Consider the following 25,717-nt stretch of genomic DNA (forward strand, 5'->3'; position numbering starts at 1 on the left):
TGTGTTTCCGAACCAGTCAATTTTCGTGAATAGGGCCATTGAAAACGCGTGTCCGGGCATTCTTACTTTTGGTGGGGCCAGTCTTCGATGCAAGCGCGACAACGCCACACCTACCATCCTGCTGGGCTGCGGCCTACGTCAGGCGGCGTTAACTGCGTTGCAAACTTGGTTCGCATATTCCAGTCGCCATGCCGACTTGCCGTTCTTAATCGCCACGTGGTTCCGCCGAAACCCGGCCACTCGGGTACCCTAGGGCACCCGAGTAGGTCCTCGACCGTCAGCTCTCGTGAATGGTTGGTGGAAGCTCCGGGAGTTGCTCCGTGGGTCTTTTGGCCCTGCCATTTGAATACGATAGATCGATCCTAAAACTGATAATCAAGGACAAAGAATGACGACATTGGTGCTTGGGTTTCCGCAGACTCCCGCCGACCATCCGCTTGCTACTTTATAAGCGATAGTCGGATCTCTTGGTCCCAAGGGAGTTCGTGGGACTCCGGCCAAAAGCTGTTCGCATCGACGAGGTTTCCCGACATTTTCGGGTATTGCGGAGACGTGCAGTTTCCCACACTTGCCCTCCGGCAGGTTCTCGAAAAGGCGGATAGAGGTGTTCTCTTTCCAATCGGAACGCCTGCGTCCGATCGCAATAGGATGATAGCTGGGGCGCTTGCAACTGCTTCACACGGCTACCCTGCGCACGCTTCAGACGTACCGTTCTCAGTCTTCTTCCCTGACGAAGAGCGCGCGATTCTGCCTACTTGAATCAAGTTTGCTGGCATTTGCGCACCACTGCTGAAGCCGCTCCCATTTGCCGGGGTCGTTCAGGTCACCGAGATGCGGAGATTTGAGATAGCGCGGCCATGCTGTCGCGGAGGCGTCCGGCGGCCGCGAATGCAGCTCGAGCATCCTGTGCCGATGATCAGTATCGATGCTACCAAATGCGTGCAACTGCAGCTTAGTGTCCATGGCCCTCCGAGTGCTGCGAGACCTTGCCGCGAAACAGCCAGTACATGATGGAGAAGTACATCAGCGCAAGCAGCATGCCGATCGTCCACCACACCATCCCGATGTGCAGCGTGTGCGGACTGGCAATAGCGCGGGCCACAGTCAGGTCCTGTCCGGCGCCGCCCACCGAGGGCAGCAGCACAGGATACAGACCCGCCGCCGCGCCCGACAGCATCGCTGCCAGGTACACGCACGATCCCAGGAAACCGCGCAACGCCTTGCCTGCACGAATCGCACTCCGAATCACACCCAGGCTGAGCACCACCATCAGCGGCGCGAGGAAGTCCAGCGGATGGGTGCGGTAGTTCACCAGCGAGTTGGGTCGCGCCAGCACTGTCGCCGGAAGGCTGATTGCCGTCACCAGCAACACCGCAGGCCACAGCTTGCCGGCCCACCGGAAGGCATGCTGTTCCAGGTCACCCTCGGTCTTCAGGGCCAGGTACAGCGATCCGTGCATGGCCAGAGCAAGCACCGCCAGCACGCCGCCGATGACGGTGTACCAGTCGAGAATGCCCGGCTGTGCGCCGGTGCGCCAGTTGGTCCAAAGCGGTAGGAAGAAGTAGTTGTCCGGCCCGAGGGGCACGCCGCGCACCACGTTGGCCAGAGCCGCTCCGAAAAATAGCGCCAGCAGGAGGCTGGCAAATGCGAAGACGGCGTCAAAGAACGACCGCCCCATCGCATCGTGCGCATGACTGCGCATTTCGATGCCGATGGCGCGCAGGATGAGCAGCCAGATCACCATCATCAGCGGCAGATAGAAGCCGCTGAAGGCCGAGGCATACAGCAGTGGGAAGGCGAAGAACAGGGTGCCGCCAGCTGCCAACAGCCAGACCTCATTGCCATCCCACACCGGGCCGATCGACCGCAAGGCAAGCTGGCGATTCTGCTCGGTCTTCGCCACGAAGAGATATACGATACCGACGCCCAGATCGAAACCATCCAGGACAACATACGCCGCCAGCATCAGTGCTATGATCCAGAACCACAGTGTTCCCATTGCTCCTCCTAAGCCGCCGTCAGGCTATGGCCAGCAGTTTCATGCGAGAGTGACCGCGGTCCGGATTGAATGAAGTTATAGAGCATCACGATCCAGAGAATGGACAGCAACGAGTACATACCCAGGAAGCCCAGCAGGGTAAAGAGGCTGGTGCCGGCACCGATGTGCGTTGAGTAGCCCGCCGAGGTGCGCACCAGGCCATACACGACCCAGGGTTGGCGACCGATTTCCGCACACATCCAGCCCGCAGTGTTGGCGATGTAGGGCAGCGGGAAGCTGAGGAGGATGGGCCACAGGATCCAGCGTGACCTATACAGCTGACCGCGCCACAGCAGCAGGCCCGCCAGACCCATCAGTCCGACGAAGTAGGTCCCGAGGCCTGCCATGATGTGGTAGGCGTAGAACAGCAGCGGTAGCGTCGTTGGCCACTGGTCGCGAGGCGTCTGGTCCAGACCCTGTACCTCGGACGAGAAGGTGCCGTAGATCAGGAAGCTGAGCACCTTGTTGAATGCGATGGGATTGTCGATCTTCTCATGTTCGAAGTCCGGCTGTCCCAGCACCACCATGGCCGCCCCCTTCTCGGAGTGAAACAGGCCTTCCATACCGGCGATTGCGGCCGGCTGGTGCTTGGCCAAGTACTTACCATGCAGGTCGCCGGTGGGGAAGATCTGGGTGGCGCATGAGATCAGGCCGGCGACCACACCCACCTTCAAGAAGGTGCGTCCATATTCGACATCGCGCCCCTGCAGCAGGTAGAGCGCGCCCACCGAGGACATCACGAAGGCGCCGGTAATGACCGCGCCCGACATGTTGTGCGCGTACTCCAGCCAGGCCCACGGATTCATCATCAGTGCCCAGAAGCTGTCGACCTCAAACAGGCCGTTCGGCAATATGTGATATGCGACCGGATGTTGCATCCAGGCGTTGGCGACGATGATGAAGAAGCCGGAGATCCAGGAGCCGCAAAACACCAGGAAGGCCGAGGCCCAATGGGCCTTGGGCGAAAGCCGCTTCTCGCCAAACAGGAAGAGACCGAGAAACGCCGATTCGAGGAAGAAGGAGAAGATGCCTTCCATCGCGACCGGCATGCCGATCACGCCTCCGGTGCGGCGCGAGAACTCGGACCAGTTGGTCCCGAACTGAAACTCCATCGGGATGCCCGTCACGACGCCCAGCAAGAAGTTGACCGCGAAGATCCGCGCCCAGAAGCGGGCGGAAGCGGCATAATGTTCGTCTCCCGTCCGCAGGGCCAGGGTCTTGAGCACGACGATGAGCAGAGCCAACCCCATGGTCAGTTGCGGGAAGAGGTAGTGGAAGGTGATGGTGAAGGCAAACTGAAGTCGGTGGAGAGCTAGCGCGTCCATTTTGTTCTCCTGTCGGGATAGTGCCGGTTGTTCGTCATTGAATCTTCTCCCGGTTATCCGGTACAACTAGTAAGGTTTTCATGCCTATTCTCCTTGTTTCTTAACATGTCCTTAAATGCTTGTTTCCCAACCCCCGGAACAACGTCGTGACGACTGCAGCCGCGGTTTCAGGTTCAAAAACGGTTCGATGAGTGATCAGACGGTAGATTGCGGAGCCGAAAATCAGATCCAGCACAAGTTCTCGGTCTAAGCCGACGGAGATTTCGCCTCGATTCACGGCGCGATCAAGAATGATTCCGACCCATTCCCGTCTGGGTTCAAGGAAGCACTCGTGGGACAGCAAAACAAGTTCGCCATCGCTTTGACCTTCTGCGACATACTGCACTAATATGCGCGTTGCCGGGCTCGCGTAGAACCTCGACATCGCGGAGAGATACTCTTTGAGATCTCTCTCTGCGCACGCGCTATCGCGGATGGAAACCGTTCGATTCACCCTCTCGGCAAATGCATTCGCGGCAACATAAGCCTTGCGCGGCCACCATTTGTAGATTCTGGTCTTGCCGACGCCCGCTCTGCGCGCGATGGCTTCGACTGTGATGTCGGGCAGCGGCATCTCTTTGGCCAGTTCCAGGACCGCAGACAAGATGGCTTGCTTTGAGTCCTCGCTGCATCGATGGCCCTGATTTTTCGGCTTGGCCATTTGCACGGAAGCGGCTTGAGAGAGTGTGTGTGTTTGAGCCATGTCTTCCAACTCCATTTGAAATTTGCAGCCTTTACTACCACCCACCGCCAAGCGCCTTATAGAACTGCACCGGGCTTTGGTGTTCGTTGTTTCGCGACTGTTCAAAGGTGAGTTCGACATTGAACCTGGACCGCTTGCTATCGAGGACGTCAATGTATGAAGCCGTCCTTGTCTGGCAGTACATCGCCAATGTGTCCTGTGTGGCGATAGGCTTGATTAAATGTTGTCGCGCGATCGCCAATGAAGTCTCTATGCCAACGACAGCCTGTGGTGCATGTGACGGAATGCTTGCCGACCGGAAATTGGTGCCTTCTACCAGAGCGATAACAAGAGCGGCGGCAATCTTTATGATCACAACTCATCAAGTTCAACATTGCCGTCAGAAGACCTTCTCGATTCGTAGAACAAGCTTCGGGCCAGTCGGTCGATTTTCTGCTCCTATCTCCTGATAGAAGTTGGCATAGTAGTACCAGTGCCCGACGTTCCAGACCATTCCCGGCCCTACCGCTCCCACCTGCTCAGGTGAGTTAGAGAGCGGGATCCCATTGATACGCCCATCTGTGATTTGTTTTAAGTAGTAACCATTGGCGCCGATCCAAAGGCCCTTGTACACGTTGTAGGCTGCGGTTGCGTTGAAATGAATGGCTTGTCCCGCCTGCGTGGATTGCGCCCCTGTGTTGATAGGAGGGGCATTGTTTGTTGCGTTCCAGAGATAGTGAAACCGCCAGCTCGTCTCAATTCGTTTCTTGGGAAATGCTGTGATCACATAGTAAGGTTGAACGTTGAAGGCGTTGCTGCTGAGATTGACATTAGATGTCGGCGAATATTTCCCCACAGGAACGCCGAAATCCACATCAAAACGTTGGTCGATTCGTATCCCGAAGACTCCCTTTTCAGGCCATTGCAGGATGAACGGACTTACCGTTAGGTCCCCGAATCCTCCTCTGTGTCCCTGACTTCCCGCGTCTACATAAGCTTCTACGCCGACAACTTCCATGCCGTACCAGCCTCCGAGAATCCGCCGATGGGCGAGCCACGCAACGTGGCTCAAACCGCTGGCGCTGTTGACGGAGCCGGAACCTCGCACCGTTTGTCCCGATGAATTCGTGATCCTGCCGTCATGCTGAAAATCATTCATCTGCTCAGTGAGGAAACCTGGTCCGCCAACCCCATCGAGAAAGCTGCTGTCGCCAAGATTGACAGCAGGCTCTGCAACATGGCTCTGGCCTAGCACCGTCATGCCGCTGTGTATCATCAATATCGCGATGAAGAAGGTTCGTTTCGGCATGAGAAACCACCTAAACCGCGTGAAGGCTCCGCCCAATGATTTCATCCCGCAATCTGCCGAGAGACTTGAGCATGAACTCGAGACCTTTCTCGTCGGTGTACGCGGCGTCAGCCAGACTCGTATGAATGCCACCGACAACCACCTCAGGCCCCATGACAAGATGGGCGTGCATCGAGATCAGTGTTTCCCGTAACTGATACTGGGCGCGCACTCCACCTGTGAACGCCAGAGACGAACTGATAATCGATGCCGGCTTGTATTTAAAGCAGGATTCGAAAACAGGACGGGAGGCCCAATCAAGCGCGTTTTTAAGAACGCCTGGGATTCCGTGGTTATACTCCGGAGTAGCTATCAACACGCCATCACTCTCCGCGATGATCCTCTTGAACGCGGCCACTGCCGGAATCTCAGGTTCACCGTCGAGATCCGCGTTGTATAGCGGGATATCTTCAAGAGTAACGACCCGAATCTCGATCGCTGGCAGCGCCTTCTCAGCGAGAATCTTCAGTAGCGCTGTGCTGAACGAGCCTTGACGTAGACTACCTGAGATGCCAACTATCTTCACCGTTTCATTTGTTGTGTTCTGCATGTCCACCTTCTCGATTTCACTTGTTATTTCCCGCATATTCAATTTCTCCATGTATCCATCTGCCGCAGTCGCAGTTATTCAAGAGGCTAGGCCCAGCATAACCAGTACCTTGCTCCTTAGAGCTTTGGTAATTGCTTCGTATCCCATCCACCGCCAACGGCCTTGACGAGGAGGACGCTTGCATCCATGCGTCGCCGCTGGATATCGATATCATTGCGCTCGTTTGCCAGAAGCACGGTTTGCCCTATGATGACCTGGAGATAGTTGTCAACGCCGCCCTTATAGCGGTTGGTAAAGAGCTGAAGCGCCTCCGAGGCGGATGCCGTGGCCTCGTGCTGTTGTTGCGCTTCGTGTTCCAGGATGCGCAACGCGGAGAGATTGTCTTCCACCTGCTGGAAAGCGGTGAGTGTTGTTTGCCGATAGGAGGCCACTGTGCCATCGTAGTTTGCAGTCGCCGACACTACGACAGAGCGACGCCGTCCTGCGTCGTAGATCGTTTCCGACATTTGTGGTCCGACCGCCCAGATGCGGCTTGCCCAGCTGAACAGATTGGTGATCGTATTTCCTTGAAGTCCGGCCGCTGCGTCGAGGGTCAAAGAAGGATAATAGGCAGCCGTAGCGATGCCGATCTGCTCATTCGCTTCTGCCATGCGACGTTCTCCGGCGGCGATATCGGGTCTGCGCTCAAGAAGGGCGGTGGGCAAACCCACCGGGATGACGGGAAGCCGGAGCGGGGTTCTTGGTGCGAACGATATGCTCAACTGGGCGGGCGGTTTGCCGATTAAGGTTGCGATGGCGTGCTCATAGTCCGCTCGCATCACAGTAACGTCGGTGTCCTCAACCCGCGCTCCATCGAGCTGTGTTTTCGCCTGGGCCACATCCGATTTAGGAGCGGCCCCGCCCACAAAGAGATTCTGCGTAAGTTGCAACGCATCGGTATAAGCCTTCACAGTATCGTCGAGAAGTTGCTTCTGCGCGTCGGCGCTGCGCAACTCGAAGTAGTCGAGGGCAAGTTCGGCATGCAGGCTTAGGCTGGCAGTCTGAACATCGGCGGCGCTGGCCTGTGCCTCCTCGCGCGATGCATTCACTGTACGGCGGATCTTTCCCCATAAGTCGACTTCATACGAGAGATCGAAGGGTAAGGTGAAGTCGCCCGTGCTATTGTTCGCGTAAGCGCGGTTGAAGTAGGGTTGGTTCGGAGAAAGCCGTTCGTTGAAGATGCTTGGCGATGTGGAGATGGTCGGAAACTCCTGGGACCGGTTGAAGCGAATCATCGCGCGCGCCTGCCGGAACCGGGCCTCTGACACCTTCAGGTTCTGGTTGGAGACGGTCAGTTCTTCTTCCAGTGTATTGAGCTGCGGGTCGTCGAAGATCTCCCACCACTTGCCACGAAGCGTCTGATCACCTGGCTGGGCTGGCTTCCAGCCATCAACTTCCTTGAAAGATTCTGGTGGCTGCTCCTTGAATGCTGGCGCCATGGGGGTTGTTGGCTTCGAGTACTTCGGACCAACCATGCATCCGTTGGCAAATAGACCGATCGCACATACGGCGGCGAAAGCGAGACTCTGTTTCACTTCGAACCTCCTGCCTGCGGCGCACTCACCTGAACCGGACTTCCGCTGGTCAGGGAATCGGACGGATTAACAATCACCTGATCCGTTGGCTTGAGCCCGTTGATCACCTCGACGGTCGCGCCATAGTCACGTCCGATCGTTATCGGCATCAGTTCAGCATGATTACCCCGAACAACTCCGACCTGAAGTCCTTCCGACCTGAACAGCAGAGTATTTGCAGGAATGATCAATGAATGGGTTGCTTTCATTGAATTATCGGGAAGCTTGAGATGCACGAAAACATACGCGCCTGGCTTGAGGCGCCCATCGCGATTGTCGATATCAACTTCCACGTTCAATGTTCGTGAGTTGAGATCGATCGCGTCAGAATTGCGCACAATGGTTCCCTGAAATGTTTCTCCAGGGAATTCATCCAGCGTCAACGGTACCTTGGCGCCATTCTGCGCTGCGTCGGAGTCAACTTCTGGTACAGAGACAAAAATACGCAGGCGATTCACAGCGGCCATATGAAACAGTTCCTGCAACACCACCGACTGCCCCTGGGAACCGCCGGCCCCTTCGTTAATGAGTGCGCCGATGTCCGTATTTCTCGCCGTGATCACGCCTGAAAAGGGAGCGTATACCTTCTCATAGGACTGCAATTGTTCCAAACGTTGAACATCGGCCGTCATCGACTCTACAGTCGCTTGTTTTGCGCTCAGATCCTGGACTGCCACGTCGGTCGACTGTTTGGAGACACTGTCAGTTGTGAGCAAGCCCTGCCAGCGTGTCGCCGTGATCTCAGCGAGCCGCTCGTTTGCCTGTGCGGTTTTCAGATTTGCCCGCGCCTGCCCCAACTGCTGATCCAGTTCGGGAGTTTCGATCACGGCGAGCAGTTGCCCCTGCTCCACATGTGCGCCGATGTCGAAGTACCACTTTTTCAGATAGCCATTGGTACGAGCAAAGATTGGAGTGTCGATGAACGCTTGCGTGGTGCCCGGTAGAACAATCTCCTCGAGGGAGGCTCCAGATTTGGGCTCTGCCACATTTACCGTCGCAATGGCAGCGCGTTCCGTTACAGCTCCAAGATTGCTTGCCGCCATCGCACGCTGGTGAATGCCTAAGTAGATCACTCCGGCGAGCAGCAGTGCTGCAACGCCCAATCCGACGAACAGAGAGCGGGAGAGCGGTTGCTTACCGGTTTCGGAGCGCTGGTCGGAATTGTCTTGCGAAGCTTGATTCAAATTGGTTTCAGTGTTGCTCATCGCTTGCCTCCTTGGCTGTGGACACGACTACGCGTGAAGTGGTTCATCTTCTGCTGCCCCGGTTAGCTGCGAATCCGTATGTCGAGACCGGCCGTGCAGGAGCGCAAAAACACAAGGTACGAAAACTAGAGTGGCGACGGTCGCGCAAAGGAGTCCGCCGATTACAGCTCTTCCCAGAGGTGCATTCTGTTCGCCACCGTCGCCCAGGCCCAGTGCCATGGGAATCATGCCGATGATCATCGCCAACGCCGTCATGATGACCGGCCGGAAACGGGTTGCACCGGCCTCAAGCGCAGCGGTCACGGCGTTGCCATGATGTTGCAGTCGGTCTTTGGCAAAGGCAACAACCAGGATGCTGTTAGCCGTTGCTACGCCCATGCACATAATGGCTCCCATCAATGCAGGGACGCTGAGCGTCGTATGCGTGAAGAAAAGGAACAGGATGATTCCGGCAAGGGCCGCGGGCAACGCGGTGATGATGATGAATGGGTCGAGCCACGATTGGAAATTTACGACGATCAGCAAATACACCAGGACGATCGCAAAACCCAGACCGCCAATCAGTCCTATATAGGAGGTCCGCATCGTACCGTATTGACCGCGAAGGGTGACGAAGCTGCCGCGTGGAAGCAGTTTGCGGTTAGCGTCGACGATGTTGTTCACCTCACGTCCTACCGCACCTAAATCCCTGCCCTGGACTGACGCATAGATATCGACTACACGCTGGATGTTGTAGTGGTTGATAGAGACCGGTTCACTGGTCCGCTGGATCGACGCGACGTTGGCAAGAATCCCAGGCTGCTTTTGATTGGCGCCGGTTAACGGAATATTCTGGAGATCCTGGCTGGACTTAAGGTCGTACTGAGGCGTCTGCGCGATCAGGTAATATTCCACGCCGCTCTTCGGGTTGAGATAGAACATAGGCGTGACCTGGAAACTCCCGCTCAACGAGACCAGCATGCTATTGGCTACATCGGTCTCCGTATATCCGGCTTGCAGGGCCTTTGTGCGGTCGACATCAATATGAAGTTTTGGGTAGTCACCCTGCTGTTGAATACGCAGATCGGCGATGCCGCGGACATGGCTGAGCTCTTTGAGCATCTTGTCGGCAACGCGGGCATTCGCAGCGACGTCCGCACCCTCGATCTGGACATCGATGGGGGCCGGCAGCCCGAAGTTCAAAGTCTGGGTGGCAATGTCGGCCGGCAGAAAGTAGAACGTGACGCCCGGATAGTCACGCGGCAACCTATCACGGAGAGTACGCACATAATCCGCCGTCGGATGATGCTTCTCTTTGAGTGAAACCAGGATGTCAGTGTCCGCTGCGCCGGTTGTTCCCGAGCGGTTATACATGTAGTTGATGTTGCTGTAGGGAAGGCCAATCGTATCGAGGATATTATCCAGTTCGGAGGAAGGAACCGTTTGGCGAATACTGGTCTCAACCAGATCCGTCAAACGCGCTGTTTCTTCGATACGGGTTCCTGTCTTCGCGCGCACATGCAAAATAAACTGGCCGCTGTCGGTGTCCGGGAAAAAATTCTGGCCAAGAAACGGAATCAGAGCGGACGCCAGGAGGCAAACAACAACAAAGCATGGAACGAAGGCGAGACGAACCGAAACAAGCTGCGCCAGCAGAGAGGAGTAGGACGAGCGAATCTTCTCAAAGAGCCGCTCAAATCCTCTTTGAAAACGGGCAAAGACACTTCGAGAAGGCACGTCGCCGTGCTTGTGAGCCTTTAACAAGTACATTGCCAGGGTAGGCACCAGCGTGCGGGACAAAATATAGGAAGCGATCATGGCGAAGATAACCGCTTCGGCAAGTGGAGCAAAGAGGTATCCCGCGACACCGCTCAGAAAGAACATCGGCAAAAAGACGATGCAGATGCACAACGTCGAGACAAGAGCAGGAGTGGCAATTTGCGCCGCGCCCTCCAGGATGCCGTCGTACAGCGCAGCACCCTCTTCAAGATGGCGCTCGATGTTTTCGATAGTGACGGTTGCGTCGTCGACAAGAATGCCGACGGCGAGCGCCAGTCCTCCCAGCGTCATAGTGTTGATGGTTTGGTGCAGAAGGCTCAATACGATAACAGATGTCAGAATGGCTAACGGTATGGAGACAGCAATGAGCAACGTGCTGCGCCAGCTTCCCAGGAAGATGAGAATCATCAGAGCGGTAAGCGCGGCGGCGATAACAGCCTCACGAATCACCCCATTGATTGCTCCGCGCACGAAGACGGATTGATCGGCAAGAGGCTGAATCCTGAGCTCCGGAGGAAGGGTTTGAGCGATTCTTGGAAGCAGCTGCCGCACACCTTTGACGACAGCAAGCGTGGATGCATCTCCGGCCTTGTAGACTGTTACCAGCACGCCACGTTTACTATCCTGCCGAACGATATTCGTCTGCGGTGAAAAACCGTCGCCTACCGTGGCTACATCGCGGAGATAGATGATGGTATTACCCACCTTCTTGATGGGAAGATTGTTAAACTCCGGTATCGTAGTCAGGTCTACGTTGGCGTCAACGTCATACTCGAACTGCCCTATCTTGGCTGTGCCGCCCGGCAAGATGAGTTGCTGACTGTTGAGCGCATTCAACACATCATTCGGGGACAGACCCTTGGACTGCAGCAGGCCCGGGTTGAGAGTGACCATGACGTGACGAAATTTGCCACCATAAGGATATGGAACCGCAGCGCCAGGAACAGTGACCAGTTGTGTGCGAAGAAAGTTCAGCGCAATGTCGTTCAACTGAGGTTCGGTCAGACCATTCCCGGAAAGGCCGAGCTGCAGAATAGGAACCGTGGACGCGTTGTAATCGACGATCAGCGGAGGGAGCGATCCGGGAGGTAATTGTTTGAGGATGCTTTGCGAAATGGCAGTAATCTGCGCATTCCCGCGGTCAATACTGGCACTCGGCTGAAGATAAACCTTCACAATCGCAGTCCCGTTTACGGTCGTGGACTCGATGTGCTCGATGTTGTCGACGGTCGTTGTGAGCGCCCGCTCAAAAACGGTTGTGAATCGCCCTTCCATCTCATCAGGGTTGAGGCCGCTATAGGTCCAGGCCACGGCAACCACAGGAATATTGATGCTGGGAAAGATATCGGTCGGCGTGCGCAGAATCACAACCGGGCTCAGAATAAGTATGAGCAATGCCATTACGATGAAGGTATAGGGCCGGTTTAGCGCTAGTTTGACAATCCACATTTCAGTTTCCTCAATCTCTGGTGTTTCTTAACCTTTTCCCTCAGGGGCGTACCGCGTATTCCATCCACGGCGATTTAATCGCCCGAAGAGACCATCTGAACAGTGTGTAATTGATCGCCCACCGAGGAATCTTCGCCGCTGAAAAGCGGTATAGCAAGGAATCCAAGACAAAGTTGAGCGGCAGCAAAGACAGCAAGCGATATAGTGAAGCCACTTCTCAGGACTACCTCGAAGATCAATGTGCCTAAGCCGAAGCCGCTGAACAATACGAACGCATTCATGCCCATCGCGAGTCCGCGTCGTGCTGGATTCACGGACGTGATGATTCCGGTCAGTAACGGATGACTCATGTCATAGCCGAGGGACAGAGCCGCTATGATGAGGGGTCGCACAAGTAAAGGTGAACGAGGAATGAGCGCAGCAGCGGAGACAGCGGCGACGACAATTCCAAGTGGGATGATGCGCTTCCTTCCGTACCGATCTGCAACATGTCCGATTATTGGTCCCAGCAGCATCCCTGGAATGCCGTAGCCTAGCAGGGCCAGTCCGATACCTTCATCGCCGAGGTGATACCGCTGCGAGAAGTACAGACCAAGCCACGAGAAAACTCCGGAATGGAAGATCCCATTAAGAAGGACGTAGATGTATCCCTTTGCAGCACGGGGATCAGAGAACAGATTCATATACCCGGAGATCAGTGCGCCGGCGCTTAGGGGATGCTGAGGGAGTTTGCTTTCAAAGCTGTGGCGGAGGCGGACGGCGAATGCAAGCGTGATCCCGCTAAGAAAGGCGGTTATCAGGAACTCTTTCCGCCAGCCGATGATTGGATTCAAGAACGCGCCAACGGAAGATCCGAACGCCATTCCACCAGCCATTGCTCCGAACATCCATCCGATCGGTCGGCCCCGCTCGGCGTAAGGAAAAAGATCGCCTAAAAGCGCCAGTGCAATCGGTACGATTCCACCCGTCGCAACGCCACCTAGTATCCGCCAGGCCAGCATCTGATGAACGGTGCCAGCTGTCGCCACTCCGACGGTGGTCACAACCATCATTACCAGCAGCGTCAGAATGACCGGTTTCCGTCCAACTCTATCCGAAAGCGGACCGTAGAACAGGGTCGATATGCCATACGGCAGCATGTACGCCGGTACGAGCATTCCCAGGAGATTTGTAGACGCGTGGAACTCGACCGCAAGTGCTGGGATTAGTGGAGCGACAAGGTAAGTCTGGAAGAAGACCAGAAAGGCTGCTGCGGAGAGAATTCGCAACAAAGCTTCGCGCTGTGTGCTCGGATCACGAGAGACCGTGAGATCTGTGTATGTTTGTGCCATTGGTCTAGTTCTCCTCCCTTGACTCCACGATTTCGATGCTCTCATCAGGTGAATTCCAATGTCTTTGGGCGCAGAATTCAGAAGTCTGAAACTTACTGAAATTGGAATGACTCGCCCACTCTGGTCAGAGCACGAATAGGCCCGAAGCGCGATAAGGCTTTTGTCTGGATTGCGGCCGGGATTCAGTCCGTTGACCAACCTTGACAATTACGCGCAGTGTCTCGTTTCAGGCTTGGACATACTCCGATGGAACACTGCGTCTTTACCGAGCGCACGGAAAAGTGACTTTCTTGCTCTTACTAAACGTGATTTGGTGGCACCAAGTGAGGTGTGTGTTCGTTCGGCGACTTCGGACAAAGTGGATTCCTGGGAATAGCAAATCTCGGTGGCCTCTCGGAGTAACCGCGGCAGTTGTTGTACAGCCCTACGGACCGCAAGTTGTCTCTCTTGCCGGAGAAAACAGAGTTCCGGATTTAATGCTGGGTCGGACAATTGCAATTCGGGCCAAGTATCATCGTCGATCGGACTCTCTGGACGAACCCGCTTTTTTCGGAGAAGCATCAGCGCAGAGTTGATCGCAATTCGTCTTAGCCAAGTAGAAAAAGTAGATCTTCCATCAAACCTGCTGAGGTGAAGGTATGCATTCAGCAGGCAATCCTGCATTGCATCCTCTGCATCCTCTTTGTTCCGAGTGATGCGGTGAACTGCACGCATTGTGCTAGCGGAGTGACGCCTGCAAAGTTCAGCGTACGCTAGATTATTTCCCGCTTTGGCTGAGACGATGAGTGCCTCGTCGGTTGCCTTTGTTAAGACATTTTCCTTTGGACATTCTGGTCCCTTGTCAAACTGGTTCATCGGTTTCTCCATTGCGTTGATCTGTGCGTAGGTTCCGTTGAAGTGAACAGCCTGTTCGGCCTGTTCGCTGATGCTGCTTCTGCTCTAAGTGTTCTTCCAGAAGAACCACGCCGCCATGCCGAAGTCTATGGCTATGAGGCGATAGCGCTGTTTCATAACTCGACCTTAATAAGACCTCATTTATCACTTACCCACTCTGAAACGGTAGGTAATGCTGAAAAAGGAATATGTAAGGGGCGCGCCATGATCATTGGCCGACATCAGGCTCCCAGGGAAGAAGTGCCCAACTCCGGCATTTACGGCCCAGTAATCATGGAACACATACTTCGCTGACGCATCAAAGCCATCACCAATGCTGTTGGTCCCAAAGCCATGGGCTGGAGCTTGCACCGTAACTCCCCCTCCGCTGTTATAGACACCGTCAAACCGTGAAGCAACGCCGAGCGCTTCGCCCTGGAACAACAGCGTGAGGTTCTTCGTCGGCCCAAGGTCGAGATTGACTCTTCGCTCCTTGATGTTCTGGAACCCAAAGAGATCAAAGAGTCCAAAAGCGTTGTGGTCGCTGGGATATTGCTGATCGTAGGTGCTGATGCGGTTGGGATCCCGATGTGGGTTGCCGGTTGCGTAGTCATACTCTCCGCCAAGCCGCGGCCTCCACGGAAGAGAATCGAACCTACGGGCAACCTTTACAACACCTGCGCCGGCATGAATAGAGTCGTTCGAGTAGCTGCCCCGCTGCAAATCTCCTACAACGTCGTAGTCAAACCCGGCAGGGAGACGGCCCTCCATTTCAGCTCCGAACGTCGTCTCTACCTCCGAGCCGTAGATCCCCTGCTGGCTCTTTACACGCGGCAAGGCTTTGACCAGAACAAACGGCTGGAGCAGGGTATTTGGGATCCATGAACCGATGGTCCCATAGGCGCCATGAAAGGTCAGTCCTGCCCCGTGCGTGTCCAGCGAAGTGGGATTAATTTTCACCACCGAGGTGCTGAAGAGATCGACACTGTTCTTGTCGGTCGAGTCACCAAAATGCCCAAATAATCCATCAAAAGTTCTACTGACATTGGTCCAGTCGCTGATGCCAACGACACGTTCATTGCCGAACCGCAACTCCTTTCGTCCTGCGTACAGCCGAATATTATTGTCTTCGTTGTGATATTCAAGATAGCCCTGGCGCAGATCGAAGGTGTCGCGCATATTTCCTGCAACACTGTTCACGGGCAGCCCTAAAGCGTGCGCGTCCATGAACTGCATATAGCCGGTGAGGAAGGAAGTCGGGCGGACTGTGAGTCCGCCATAAACGCGGGTTAGCTCGTAGATCCGGTCATTGCCTGGGTTGTCGTCATAGGATGTAAAGTCCTCGGTACGGAGCCTGATCTGTCCATCCAGACTTAGCCACGAAGGAAGGTCTTCCACTTTCCATGGCTCAACCTTGCCCCGGGTTTGTGGGTACTCCGCGTAGACTTGCGTCTGGCCATATGACATCAAGCATGGCGCCATGCACACGCCCAACGATGCAAGCATACAGAGTCGCTTACAGAAATTCGGCCTGGCCGGAGTTGAAACGTGATGAGAAGGAGATGACTCTGCCCCTTCGGTGGCGGCATTGCCGTCATTTGTCGAGACAGTGAATTTCGGGAAGTTCAACATACTCTTCCTTTCAGTGGATTAGTAAACGTAAGGCGATTGTCTTCACCACTACCACTGCCATTGAGACAGGCGAAATCCTCTTCCTCGGAGAACTCCGGCGGACCAGCAGGGCCCTGATGAAGAGTGGCGTAAACCCCTCCCTGCTCTCTTTGTCCCAGGCACGCATCTACTTCGGATAGGCACTACGTCATTGACAGAGATAACTGCGCTGCACTCGCCTAAATCCAGACTTTGGCGCCCAATGCCAGATTTACAGTTATCGCGTACGTGCAGTACATCAGCCAGACGCCGGTAAGAAATTGAAACAGCCCTATAATGCGAGTACCAAATTCCCAGGACAATAAGCGGGTGGGAACTTCGGTGGCATAGATCAAGGTTAGGCCGACAAAGATGATCATCACGGGGATGTCTCCGGCCCGCCAAAAGACGTCAACGCCAAGAATGCTGAGAAACAGGAATGCTATGGCCATCCAACCATCCAGCTGGGCGCTGGAATCGATATATCGTCGATGGGCCATCGCGAACCAGTGAATGCCGTAAGCCGTGAATGCGAGGCCTGCCATATACAAAGGAGCCGCATTGCGGAAGACATTAAACCACGTCAATCCGGTCAGCAGGTAAATGCCGGTGAGGAACTGCATAAAGCCCGGCATCCAGAAACCCCATAACCCTAGAGATCGGTTGACCTCGGGACTGGTCTTAGGAAACCCAAACAGGGCCTGACCACCCCATATAAAGTAGCCGGTACCCAAGCCAAAGAAACCAATGGCGACCGGCACAAAGGGAGAACTTGCAAACGTGATTATTTGCGTTTCCATTCTGAATGCCCTCTCAAGAGTTGTGCGTTAATAGTTGTGTCGATAACTGCGGTGCAGAATGACTACTGTGAATCCTTCAGCACCGCCATAAGGTGGACGGCTATCCTGCGATCACAACCCGCTTTTCTGCAGAGATCTTCCGGATAGTTGCCTCATCGATGTTTAGGTGTGCAGTCACCATTTCCCGAGGGAGACGTCTGATCCAATTGTTCATGGAGAAGTCCAGGTATTGGTGTGCCTTGAACATTTCGAGAAAGACCAGATCGGTATTGCCCGTATTCTCGATGTAGTGACCGGCAACCGGTGGAACGTAGCCAACATCGTTGGCATTGAAGTCCATCGTGCGAGCTCTCGTCGGGGGCATAAATACAGTCATCCGCCCCTTGCCTGCGAGGTAAAACTGCCACTCGGAAGCATTTGGATGCCAATGCAACTCGCGGATACCGCCAGGCTTAAGCGTGACCAGTGCGGCGGCGATGCTGTTCGAGGCCGGGAAATTGTGCGAGTCTACGATGCGAACTTCGCCTCCGGCTGTTTTCACAGTGGGGGCCATCGACGACATCTTGAATGTGTACTGGATCGATGACTCTACACTCTTCCCGCCAACGGCTGCCTTGTCCTGAGCCAAAGAACCAGGAAGGTCGCCAGGAAAGATATAAAGCTCATCTTTCGGTAACCTTGCAATGGCGCGCCGATCGAGATTGGAGTTCTTTGTCAATATCTCAGGCGGCGTATGAGCAACCCACGCGGAGATGAGGAAAGTGTTGTCTTCCGAGAACATGCCTTCATCAAAAACAAGCAGGAACTCGCAACCGTCCCCTGGCCCCAGGCCTTGAATGGAATGCGGATAGCCGGCAGGGAAGAACCAGAGGTCACCCTTGCTCACATCGTCGATGAATATCGTTCCATCGGGATTCAGAACCGTGACGCGAGCATTGCCGTTGAGCATAATGGCCCATTCATCTGCCGTGTGCCAATGCAATTCACGGAAGCTGCCACTGGTGAGCCGCATGCAGACGCCCGAGAGATCTTTTGAGGGAGGTAGTTCGCGCTGAGTTACCTGGTGCGCCCAGCCACCTTCCTGCATGCGGTTGCGCGCCAGATCAAAGGAATACCAGATTGGGCCTACGTCTCCATGATCCGTCGGAGGAGGTGTGTTTGAATTCGGGTTCTCGGCCAGAAGAGGCGCATTCTCCGGCCCTGGATCGCTCGAAGAGTGATCGCTTTCAGCCTTCCGTGTGTCCTCGCGCTGTTGTGCGTTCGCCGTCAGTCCAGCGAATGTTGCCACGGCGAGTGCGGCGGAACCGACTTCCAGGAAACTCCGTCGTGATGGATTCTCTACCAGTTCACTCTGGTTCTCTTTATCAATCATTGGTCTTCTCTCCTGTTCTTGATCCGGCGACTCACCCCCAGGGCAAGCTCTCTGAGGTTACGGGGGATCCATATGAAGTTGGCTGTTGTAACTCCACGATCTCGATGCTCGCATGGGGTGAATTCCAGAGTCTTTGGGCGCGGAATTCAGGAGTCTGAAATCGCAAAACTTCTTATTTGTCGCCCACATACGGGCCCCACCTTGGTATCGCAAGACGCGTATCATTATGTCAGTGGCGGTCCGGGAGAAGGCGCAAAGAAGTTGGCCTCTCCTGGGCAGCGTAGGAGACCCGCTCCGATGGATTTCCCCAGCCGAAACAATCCGGACCGTATTATGCGAGTGGATTCTCGCGACGACGAAGGGGTTGTGTTTGGGAACTACCGTATCTTTCCCGAACTCAAGATTCTTCTGAAGAACGGGAACAAAGTTGACCTTACCGCTCGCGCCTTCGATGTTCTGTGGGTACTGGTCAAAGCTCGCGGAGAAGTCGTAACCAAAGATGAACTGATCGAACAGGTTTGGGCTGGCTCCATCGTTGAAGAGAACAATCTTCAGACTCACATCTCGGCGATCCGAAGGGCGCTCAAACAAGACCGTAGTTTTATCTCCACGGATTTCGGACGAGGCTATCGACTGACGTTGCCCGCTCCAGCCAGAACGAATCTAATTCCAGCGAAGGAGAAGATCGAATCGCCGAACCTACCAAACCCACTTACTACGCTTTTGGGGCGGGACAGCGAATTGCGTGATCTCCAACAGCTAATCACCGCAAACCGGCTCACGACGATCACGGGACCCGGCGGAATCGGTAAGACACGCCTGGCTATTGAGGCCGCGCGGCGTCTCCAGCTTTCCTTCTCAGGAAGAGTTCATTTTGTAGAGATGGGCATGATTGGAGAGAGCGATAATATCTGGCCAGCCATAGCCAGAGCCCTCGGCATGGAAGCAACCAATATGGGCCTTACGGCCGAATCGCGTATCGCACTCCGGAACCAGCGTCTTCTACTCATCATCGATAACTGCGAACATCTCACCGAAGCTATCACCCGGGTGGTCGAGACCATTCTTCAGATCGGAGGGGAATTACATATTTGTATTACGAGCCAAGAGCCTTTTGGCGCCCAGGGGGAACAGATCTACCGGATACGCCCGCTGGCAGTTCCTCCGGCAGACGCTTCGACCATGGATGTGGTGCTGCCCCATGCGGCGGCTCAATTGTTTGTCGAGCGATCCCTGTCCTATACCCGTGATTCCCAGTTTGACGATGCTACGGCCCGCGAGATTGCCACGATCTGCCGCCAACTCGACGGGGTGCCACTGGCTCTCGAACTTGCAGCGGCACGGGTGCCGACCCTCGGCGTTCGCGGCATACTCGATGGTTTGTCCGACAGGTTCAGGCTTCTGACCGCAGGCCAGCGCAGTGCGTTGCCCCGGCACAGAACACTAAGGGCGACTGTGGAGTGGAGTCACCGCCTTCTAGACGAGACTGAGCGTACACTCTTCCGCCGATTGGCGGTCTTTCCTGCCGGATTTACAGTGCAGGCGGCCCATTGCGTTAGCGGCCCGGACATTGAGGATCAGTGGCAAATCATTGACCTGCTGGGAAACCTTGTTGGCAAATCGCTTCTTCATCTGGATGTGTCCGCCTCGGCGCCGCGCTATCGCTTTCTCGAAACAATTCGCCTCTATGCGTTGGAAGAGCTTGCTGATAGTGGCGAAACAGACCTCACGGCCCGACGTCACGCTTCCTATTTTCAGAGGATCAGCGAGCAGGCCGTCATCGATTGGAAACGTCAAGCTACTGAGGATTGGCGCCAAGTCTACCGTGGATATGTCGATGATATGCGTGCCGCTCTCCAATGGGCCTTCTCCGAAAACGGAGATCAAGAGATGGGGGTACGGACGCTACAGAATTCCATTCCGTTTTGGGTAGAGTTCTTTCTGCTCGACGAATGTCGTCGCTGGGTCTCCCTTGCCCTTGATAAGCATGGAGTCACAGAAACAACCGGCACGCGTGACGAAATGGCTTTGCGTGGGGCGCTCGGCAGATCACTGACTTGGGTGCGAGGCCCCGTGGCAGAAACGGGAGCTGCGTGGTCTCGGGCCTTGGAGCTCGCACAGGAACTCGGCGACACTGAGATTAAACTTCAGGCTCAATATGGCCTCTGGCTCTTCAGCTTACGAAGGGGCCATTACTCCGAGGCGCTGCGTTTCGCCACGGAGATGATGACGCTGGCCACAGAGGTAAAGGATGATGACGCATTCGCTACTGCGCAGCGGATCGCAGGAGTGTCCCGTCATTCCCTGGGCGGCCACGCAGAGGGGCGCACCCTTATTGAGAGGTCGCTCATGTGGTTTGAGCAGAATCGGCCGCAGTCGGCATTTCGATTCGGTCTCGATCAGCACGCGGCTGGCCTTGCGTTTCTTGCTCGCATCCAATGGGTTCAAGGCCATACAACCGATGCTGTCAAGACCGCTAATCTAGGGGTCGAACGCGCCGTCGCACTCGATCACGCCCCTACTCTATGTATCGCGTTAGCCGAGGGACTATGTATGGTATCCGCTTTGAACCAAGACCTCGACTCACTGGCGACGGCAGCACAGACTCTAACTCATATGGCCTCCCTTCACGGCCTGCAATTTTGGAAAGCATATGGTGATCTCTTCGAGGTATGGGCGATGATACAGCACAAAGAGAAACCGGCGCCGGGGCGTTTCACCTCGGTCATACGAGTACTGAACGAAATGCAGTTCGACCTTTGGTACACGCCCTTTGTCGCTGACGTTCTTCGTTCGTGCGCATCACCAGTGGATTCGATAAGGACTTCGTTTCGTCCACCTGCGGACTGTGAGGACAACCACTGGGCGATGCCTGAGCTCCTCCGGATCGAAGCGGAGTTCGATTTAGAGCACAACGATGGACGGCTTAAATCGACAGTTGAACATCGCCTGGAAAGTGCGCTCGCGCTCGCTCACGAATGCGGTGCTCGCTCTTGGGAATTGAAAGTCGCTGCCACCCTCGCGCGTCTGTTGATCAGCGATAACCGCCGTGATAAAGCGCAGACCCTGCTCCGCAGCACGATTTCTTCCTTTCCCAGCGGCAACGAATCCCACGGCCTGCGAACGGCGAACGCCATCTTGAACGAATTACAGCATTTGCCATCACACGAACCGTCGGTATAACTTCGTGAACGCTGGAGTGCGTTTCAAGCCCGCCGGGTGTCCCTCCTTGCGCGTCTCGTTGACCATCAACAACCACATTATCGTCTTCTTACGCCCAAATACGTATGCTCCGGCTTGAAGTGCTATAGGATTCACTTAGCGGCGCATTCCAAAGCGACGTGCGAGTCGGGTAACCATAGGCGAGGGCAGGCAGGATGCTCCTAAAACGAAAACTCCGATTAACGCTATAAAACCGCCCGCAACAAAGATAAGGATGTTCATCAGCTTTCCTTCTCTGGCCCGATAGGCCTGATTGCTATATTACTTCCAGTCTGAAGGCGTTAACTCCAGCGAAGTCAAGCATCTCGTTCAGTCGAATATAGAACGGATGACCCGAACCCGCAGCTATACCCGTGTTTGCCACACACAAAGCCTCCCCCTGCTCCTTCGGCATCTGTCACCTATTCAAGCTTCCGCGGTTTCGACTTCTCGAGTGCCTCGCCGAAGGCGGTTAGTAACCCCAGCCCGACCGCCATCGCGCTTCGCGCCTCCTTCGAAGTCACCTGCTTACCCATCGACAGCAGCGAGGGCGGCTCCTTGCTACCTGCCGCCAACGCTGTGCTGATCTTGTCCGCATCGATAGAACCCAACATATTGACCATCATCAGCCCCAGCCGGGTGGCGGTAACCGCCTGTGGAGAGCTGATGATGCCCACGGCATGATTCACAACGGCCTCGCCCGCCGTCAGAAGGCCGGTGAGCAGTTCCAGAATGCCCTTCTCATGGAGCTGCCGGAGCAGCTCATACGCCGCCAAGACCGCCTCGGCATGCTCCGCTGGAGCACCCTCGAGTTTCTTGATCAGGTCGACGCGCGCATCGACCGGTGTGAAATTCCTGAAATCAACTGCAGTTGCCACGGTAACGCCTTTCTTCTCTGTGCTACTGGATTTGAACGAGCTTCGGAGTACCCGGCACACGGAAGTCCTTCCGCGCCCACTTGCGCTCCATTTCGACACCGTTCTGCGGCGTCAGCTTGCCCGGGTAGCGCGCGTTGATCGGCTAGAGCAGATTGCGCCCTTCTCCGAAAGCACTTCGATCTTGATCGCGGTCTCCTTGTACGCCGATGTATTCGTCGCGTTGTCCCGTGAGAACCGGTCAGGATATTGGTCGGCCCTCGGTCGGCGAGAACAGCACTAGGTACACCTGCTTGCCGAACACCTGCTTGGTGACCAACACCTTGATCTTCAGCGATCCGTAACGGCTGGTGCTATGCACCCACCGACCCGACTGGAGATTCAGCTCCTGCGCCAGATCTTCCGAGATCTCGAGGTACCGCTCCGGTGCGTGCTCGCGGATACCAGGCGCTACATAAGGTCGGGGAGCCAGTTCTTGGAACAGGAGTTACGACAAATCTACGTCGATATCGCCACGGATTCCGTCTCACTTCCAATTACTTAAGCAGCTGGATGTTGACCAGCTTGGTTGTGCCGGGCAACTGATAGTCCTTCCGCTTCCACTTGCGTTCAACCTCGACGCCCATCTGTGGCGTGGGTTTGGCGTTATAGCGGAAATTGAGAGGCATCAGCGGGTTGGAACCCTTGTCCTTAAGCAACTCCATCCTCACGGCTGTCTCTTTATAGGCAGGGGTGTTGGTGGCATCGTCGGCATGCGAACCGGTCAGCACATTGACCGGCCCCTCCCGCGAGAACAGCGGGACGTAGATCTGATTCCCTTTCACGCGAGAGGTGACCAGAGCCTTGATTTTGATCGATCCGTACCGGCTGGTGATTCGGACCCAGCGGCCAGACTCGACACCGCGTTCCTGGGCGAGCTCCGGAGAGATTTCGATGTAGCGCTCAGGAGTCTCTTCACGAATGCCGTTGACGCGATAAGTCATATTGCCTTCGTGGAAGTGCTCCAACTGGCGACCGTTATTCAGGAACAGATCAAATTCAGAGTCGGGCTGCTCGAAAGGTTCAGTGAAGATGACGGGATGGAACCTGGCCTTTTTGTCGGGGAAGGGGAAGCCATCCAGGTACAAGACAGGCTCATCGGTGCCGTCCGCAGCGACGGGCCACTGAAGGGTGTTGTAGTCTTCGAGGCGCGTGTAGCTTGCGCCCGCATGAATTGGGCTGAGGGTAGCCAGCTCGTCCATGATCTCGGAGGGGTGCAGGTAGTTCCAGTCGGCACCCATGCGGCGGGCGATTTCCTGGGTGATCTTCCAATCAGCGCGGGAGTCGCCGATCTCAGGCAAAGCCTGATAGAGGCGCTGGATGCGGCGTTCAGTGCTGGTGAAAGTGCCGTCCTTTTCGAGAGCCGGAGAGGCGGGCAGCACGACATCGGCATAACGGCATGTTTCGCTGAAGAAGATATCTTGCACGACCATGAAGTCGAGCCGCTCGAAGGCACCGGCGACGTGGTTGGCATTGGAGTCGGCGGAGATCATATCTTCGCCGGCGATATACATGGCGCGTAGCTTGCCTTCGTAAGCGGCATCCACCATCTGGTGGTTATCCATTCCGCGCTCCGGCGGCAGAGTGACCCTCCAGCTCTTTTCAAACTTAGCGCGGACAGCGGGATCGTTGACCGCCTGATAGCCGGGGTAGTAGTTCGGCGCTGCGCCCATGTCGCCGGCGCCCTGTACGTTGTTATGGCCGCGGAGCGGGTATGCACCGCCGCCCCGGTGCATGTAGTTGCCGGTGGTCAGCAGGAAATTGGAGATGGCGGTCGACACGTCAGAGCCGCGAATGTGCTGGGTAACGCCCATGGCCCAGCAGATGGCGATGGTCTCGGAGGCAGCCAGCTCCTGCGCGAGCTTCTCCAGGGTCTCGCGCGGAATTTCGCAGACCTTGGACGCGTACTCCATGGTGTAGGGCTCGAGGCTCTTCTTGTACTCCTCGATGTTATTGACCCACTGATTGAGGAAGTCGAGCTTGGCATAGCCGTGGTCGAACATGTAGCGGCTCATGGCCGAGAGCCAGACGAGATCAGTTCCTGGGCGGGGACGGAAGTGGAGGTCGGCACGGCGGGCCAGTTCGTTTTCGCGCGGATCTGCGACGATCAGCTTGGAGCCGAAGAGCTTTTGGGCGCGCTTCATGCGGGCGGCCAGCACGGGATGAGCCTCGGCGGAATTCGCGCCGACGATGACGATCGCCTTGGAGTACACGAGGTCCTCGAAGGAGCCGGAGTCGCCGCCGTGGCCAACGGTACGGAAGAGGCCGGTGGTGGCCGGAGACTGGCAGTAGCGGGAACAGTTATCGATATTCTGGGTGCCGATGACCTGTCGGCCGAACTTCTGCATTAGGAAGATCTCTTCGTTGGTGGTCTTCGAAGAGGCGATGACGGCGATGGAGTCAGGGCCGTACTGGGCTTTGATCTGGGAGAGCCTGGAGGAGACCAAGTCGAGGGCCTCTTCCCAGCTGGCTTCGCGGAAGCCGTCGCCTTCACGGATGAGGGGACTTTGGAGGCGCTCTTCGTGGTTGACGAAGTCCCAGCCAAACTTGCCCTTGACGCAGGTGGAGATCTCGTTAGCGTCGCCCTTTCCGGGAACGATCTTGAGTATCTTACGGTCCTTGGTCCAGACGTCATAGCTGCAGCCCACTGAGCAATAGGTGCAGACGGTCTTGGTCTTCTTGATGCGTGCTTCGCGCATGTGCGCTTCGGTTTCGGAGACTTTCATGATCGCGCCGTAGCCCATTTCGGGTTCGATCGCCTTGACGACGTCGATCATCTTGTTGAGAGCATTCTTGGGCATGCCGCTCATATAGCCGGCTTCACCGAGCATGGACTTTTCCATGAGGGCGTTGCAAGGACATACTGTGACGCACTGGCCGCAGGAGACACAACTGGAGCCGCCGATCTGCATACCGCCGTCCCAGAGGACTCGAGGCCGATCCAGTTCCCAGCCGATCGAGAGCGTTTCATTGACCTGAACGGTCTGACAGGCTTGGACGCACTGGCCGCAGAGAATGCACTCGCTGGGATCGTAGCGATAGAAGGGATTCGACATATCCACTTCGTATGGCTTGGGGGTAAAGGGAGTCTCCTGGTGCTCAATGTTGAGCGCCATGGCCGTGTTGTGGACCCGGCAGTTCTCGTTGTTGTTATCGCAGACCGTACAGTAGAGCAGGTGGTTGCCGAGGATTGTGTCGAAGGCCTCGGCGCGCGCATCGGTGGCACGCTTGGATTCTGTGACCACCTTCATGCCAGCGGTGACGTTCGTGCCGCAGGAGCGGACCAGCTTGCCGTCGACTTCGACCATGCAGGTGTCGCAGGTCTGGATGGGACCCATCAGAGGGGAATGGTAGCAGATGTGCGGAATTTCCCTCTCGCGAAGGACCGCTTCGACCAATAACTCGCCTTCGGTAGCGCGCAGATATTTTCCATCAACGGAGATCTCAACCTCTCTGGGCAGCTCGGAAGGAGCCGGCCGGAACGCCGAATACTTCTGCGCGGGGAACTTATGCTGACTGGATCCCTGCTGATCAGGTATGGATTGGTGTTTGACTTCTAGAATGCTCAT

The 25,717-nt window shown here is 55.8% G+C and carries 19 protein-coding genes; 1 reads left to right on the top strand and 18 read right to left on the bottom strand.

The window, feature by feature from the left end; all coding sequences use genetic code 11:
* Positions 1–714: 714 nt before the first annotated feature.
* From OHL23_RS17655 to OHL23_RS17720, 15 genes are all read right to left on the bottom strand, one after another.
* On the bottom strand, positions 715–963 hold the full coding sequence (locus OHL23_RS17655) for a hypothetical protein (protein WP_263353270.1): 249 nt from the start codon (positions 961–963) through the stop codon (positions 715–717).
* The gene (cydB, locus tag OHL23_RS17660; protein WP_263353271.1) at positions 953–1,999 is read right to left on the bottom strand and encodes a cytochrome d ubiquinol oxidase subunit II; all 1,047 of its coding nucleotides are present in this window, start codon (positions 1,997–1,999) and stop codon (positions 953–955) included. Before cydB ends, OHL23_RS17655 begins: the two co-directional genes overlap by 11 nt.
* Before the next feature lie 8 nt (positions 2,000–2,007).
* Positions 2,008–3,363 (bottom strand): cytochrome ubiquinol oxidase subunit I, encoded by a 1,356-nt coding sequence (locus OHL23_RS17665; RefSeq protein WP_263353272.1) that lies wholly within the window; start codon positions 3,361–3,363, stop codon positions 2,008–2,010.
* Positions 3,364–3,463: 100 nt separating this feature from the next.
* On the bottom strand, positions 3,464–4,105 hold the full coding sequence (locus OHL23_RS17670) for a TetR/AcrR family transcriptional regulator (RefSeq protein WP_263353273.1): 642 nt from the start codon (positions 4,103–4,105) through the stop codon (positions 3,464–3,466).
* Positions 4,106–4,139: 34 nt separating this feature from the next.
* On the bottom strand, positions 4,140–4,460 hold the full coding sequence (locus OHL23_RS17675; RefSeq protein ID WP_263353274.1) for a hypothetical protein: 321 nt from the start codon (positions 4,458–4,460) through the stop codon (positions 4,140–4,142).
* 24 nt (positions 4,461–4,484) lie between these two features.
* Positions 4,485–5,393 carry a SphA family protein gene (locus tag OHL23_RS17680; RefSeq protein WP_263353275.1) on the bottom strand — a complete coding sequence of 303 codons (909 nt, stop codon included), beginning with the start codon at positions 5,391–5,393 and terminating at the stop codon, positions 4,485–4,487.
* Between the two features lie 10 nt (positions 5,394–5,403).
* Complete coding sequence (locus OHL23_RS17685; RefSeq protein ID WP_263353276.1) at positions 5,404–6,033, bottom strand: NADPH-dependent FMN reductase; 630 nt, start codon at positions 6,031–6,033, stop codon at positions 5,404–5,406.
* A gap of 65 nt (positions 6,034–6,098) precedes the next feature.
* A complete protein-coding gene (locus tag OHL23_RS17690; protein WP_263353277.1) occupies positions 6,099–7,556 on the bottom strand; it encodes an efflux transporter outer membrane subunit in 1,458 nt (485 codons plus the stop codon).
* Positions 7,553–8,800 carry an efflux RND transporter periplasmic adaptor subunit gene (locus OHL23_RS17695; RefSeq protein WP_263353278.1) on the bottom strand — a complete coding sequence of 416 codons (1,248 nt, stop codon included), beginning with the start codon at positions 8,798–8,800 and terminating at the stop codon, positions 7,553–7,555. The genes OHL23_RS17690 and OHL23_RS17695 overlap by 4 nt, the downstream gene beginning before the upstream one ends.
* A 27-nt stretch (positions 8,801–8,827) precedes the next feature.
* The gene (locus tag OHL23_RS17700) at positions 8,828–12,007 is read right to left on the bottom strand and encodes an efflux RND transporter permease subunit (RefSeq protein ID WP_263353279.1); all 3,180 of its coding nucleotides are present in this window, start codon (positions 12,005–12,007) and stop codon (positions 8,828–8,830) included.
* Positions 12,008–12,081: 74 nt separating this feature from the next.
* Complete coding sequence (locus tag OHL23_RS17705; RefSeq protein WP_263353280.1) at positions 12,082–13,338, bottom strand: MFS transporter; 1,257 nt, start codon at positions 13,336–13,338, stop codon at positions 12,082–12,084.
* Positions 13,339–13,545: 207 nt separating this feature from the next.
* Positions 13,546–14,205, bottom strand: coding sequence for an RNA polymerase sigma factor (locus OHL23_RS28915; RefSeq protein WP_396127381.1), 660 nt, complete (start codon positions 14,203–14,205; stop codon positions 13,546–13,548).
* Positions 14,206–14,376: 171 nt separating this feature from the next.
* The gene (locus OHL23_RS17710; protein WP_263353281.1) at positions 14,377–15,678 is read right to left on the bottom strand and encodes an alginate export family protein; all 1,302 of its coding nucleotides are present in this window, start codon (positions 15,676–15,678) and stop codon (positions 14,377–14,379) included.
* 383 nt (positions 15,679–16,061) lie between these two features.
* A complete protein-coding gene (locus OHL23_RS17715) occupies positions 16,062–16,661 on the bottom strand; it encodes a hypothetical protein (RefSeq protein WP_263353282.1) in 600 nt (199 codons plus the stop codon).
* A gap of 100 nt (positions 16,662–16,761) precedes the next feature.
* Positions 16,762–18,033, bottom strand: coding sequence for a cupin domain-containing protein (locus OHL23_RS17720; protein WP_263353283.1), 1,272 nt, complete (start codon positions 18,031–18,033; stop codon positions 16,762–16,764).
* A gap of 297 nt (positions 18,034–18,330) precedes the next feature.
* Between OHL23_RS17720 and OHL23_RS17725 the strand changes: the two genes are divergently transcribed.
* Positions 18,331–21,216, top strand: coding sequence for a winged helix-turn-helix domain-containing protein (locus OHL23_RS17725; protein WP_263353284.1), 2,886 nt, complete (start codon positions 18,331–18,333; stop codon positions 21,214–21,216).
* Between the two features lie 440 nt (positions 21,217–21,656).
* On the opposite strand, the gene OHL23_RS17730 is transcribed toward OHL23_RS17725, so the two are convergent.
* From OHL23_RS17730 to fdhF, 3 genes are all read right to left on the bottom strand, one after another.
* The gene (locus tag OHL23_RS17730) at positions 21,657–22,112 is read right to left on the bottom strand and encodes a DUF1641 domain-containing protein (protein WP_263353285.1); all 456 of its coding nucleotides are present in this window, start codon (positions 22,110–22,112) and stop codon (positions 21,657–21,659) included.
* Between the two features lie 238 nt (positions 22,113–22,350).
* The gene (locus OHL23_RS17735; RefSeq protein ID WP_317891716.1) at positions 22,351–22,593 is read right to left on the bottom strand and encodes a molybdopterin dinucleotide binding domain-containing protein; all 243 of its coding nucleotides are present in this window, start codon (positions 22,591–22,593) and stop codon (positions 22,351–22,353) included.
* 52 nt (positions 22,594–22,645) lie between these two features.
* Positions 22,646–25,717: a formate dehydrogenase subunit alpha gene (fdhF, locus tag OHL23_RS17740; protein ID WP_263353286.1), complete on the bottom strand. Its 3,072-nt coding sequence runs from the start codon at positions 25,715–25,717 to the stop codon at positions 22,646–22,648.

The sequence above is a fragment of the Acidicapsa acidisoli genome (genome assembly GCF_025685625.1).
Classification (GTDB): domain Bacteria; phylum Acidobacteriota; class Terriglobia; order Terriglobales; family Acidobacteriaceae; genus Acidicapsa; species Acidicapsa acidisoli.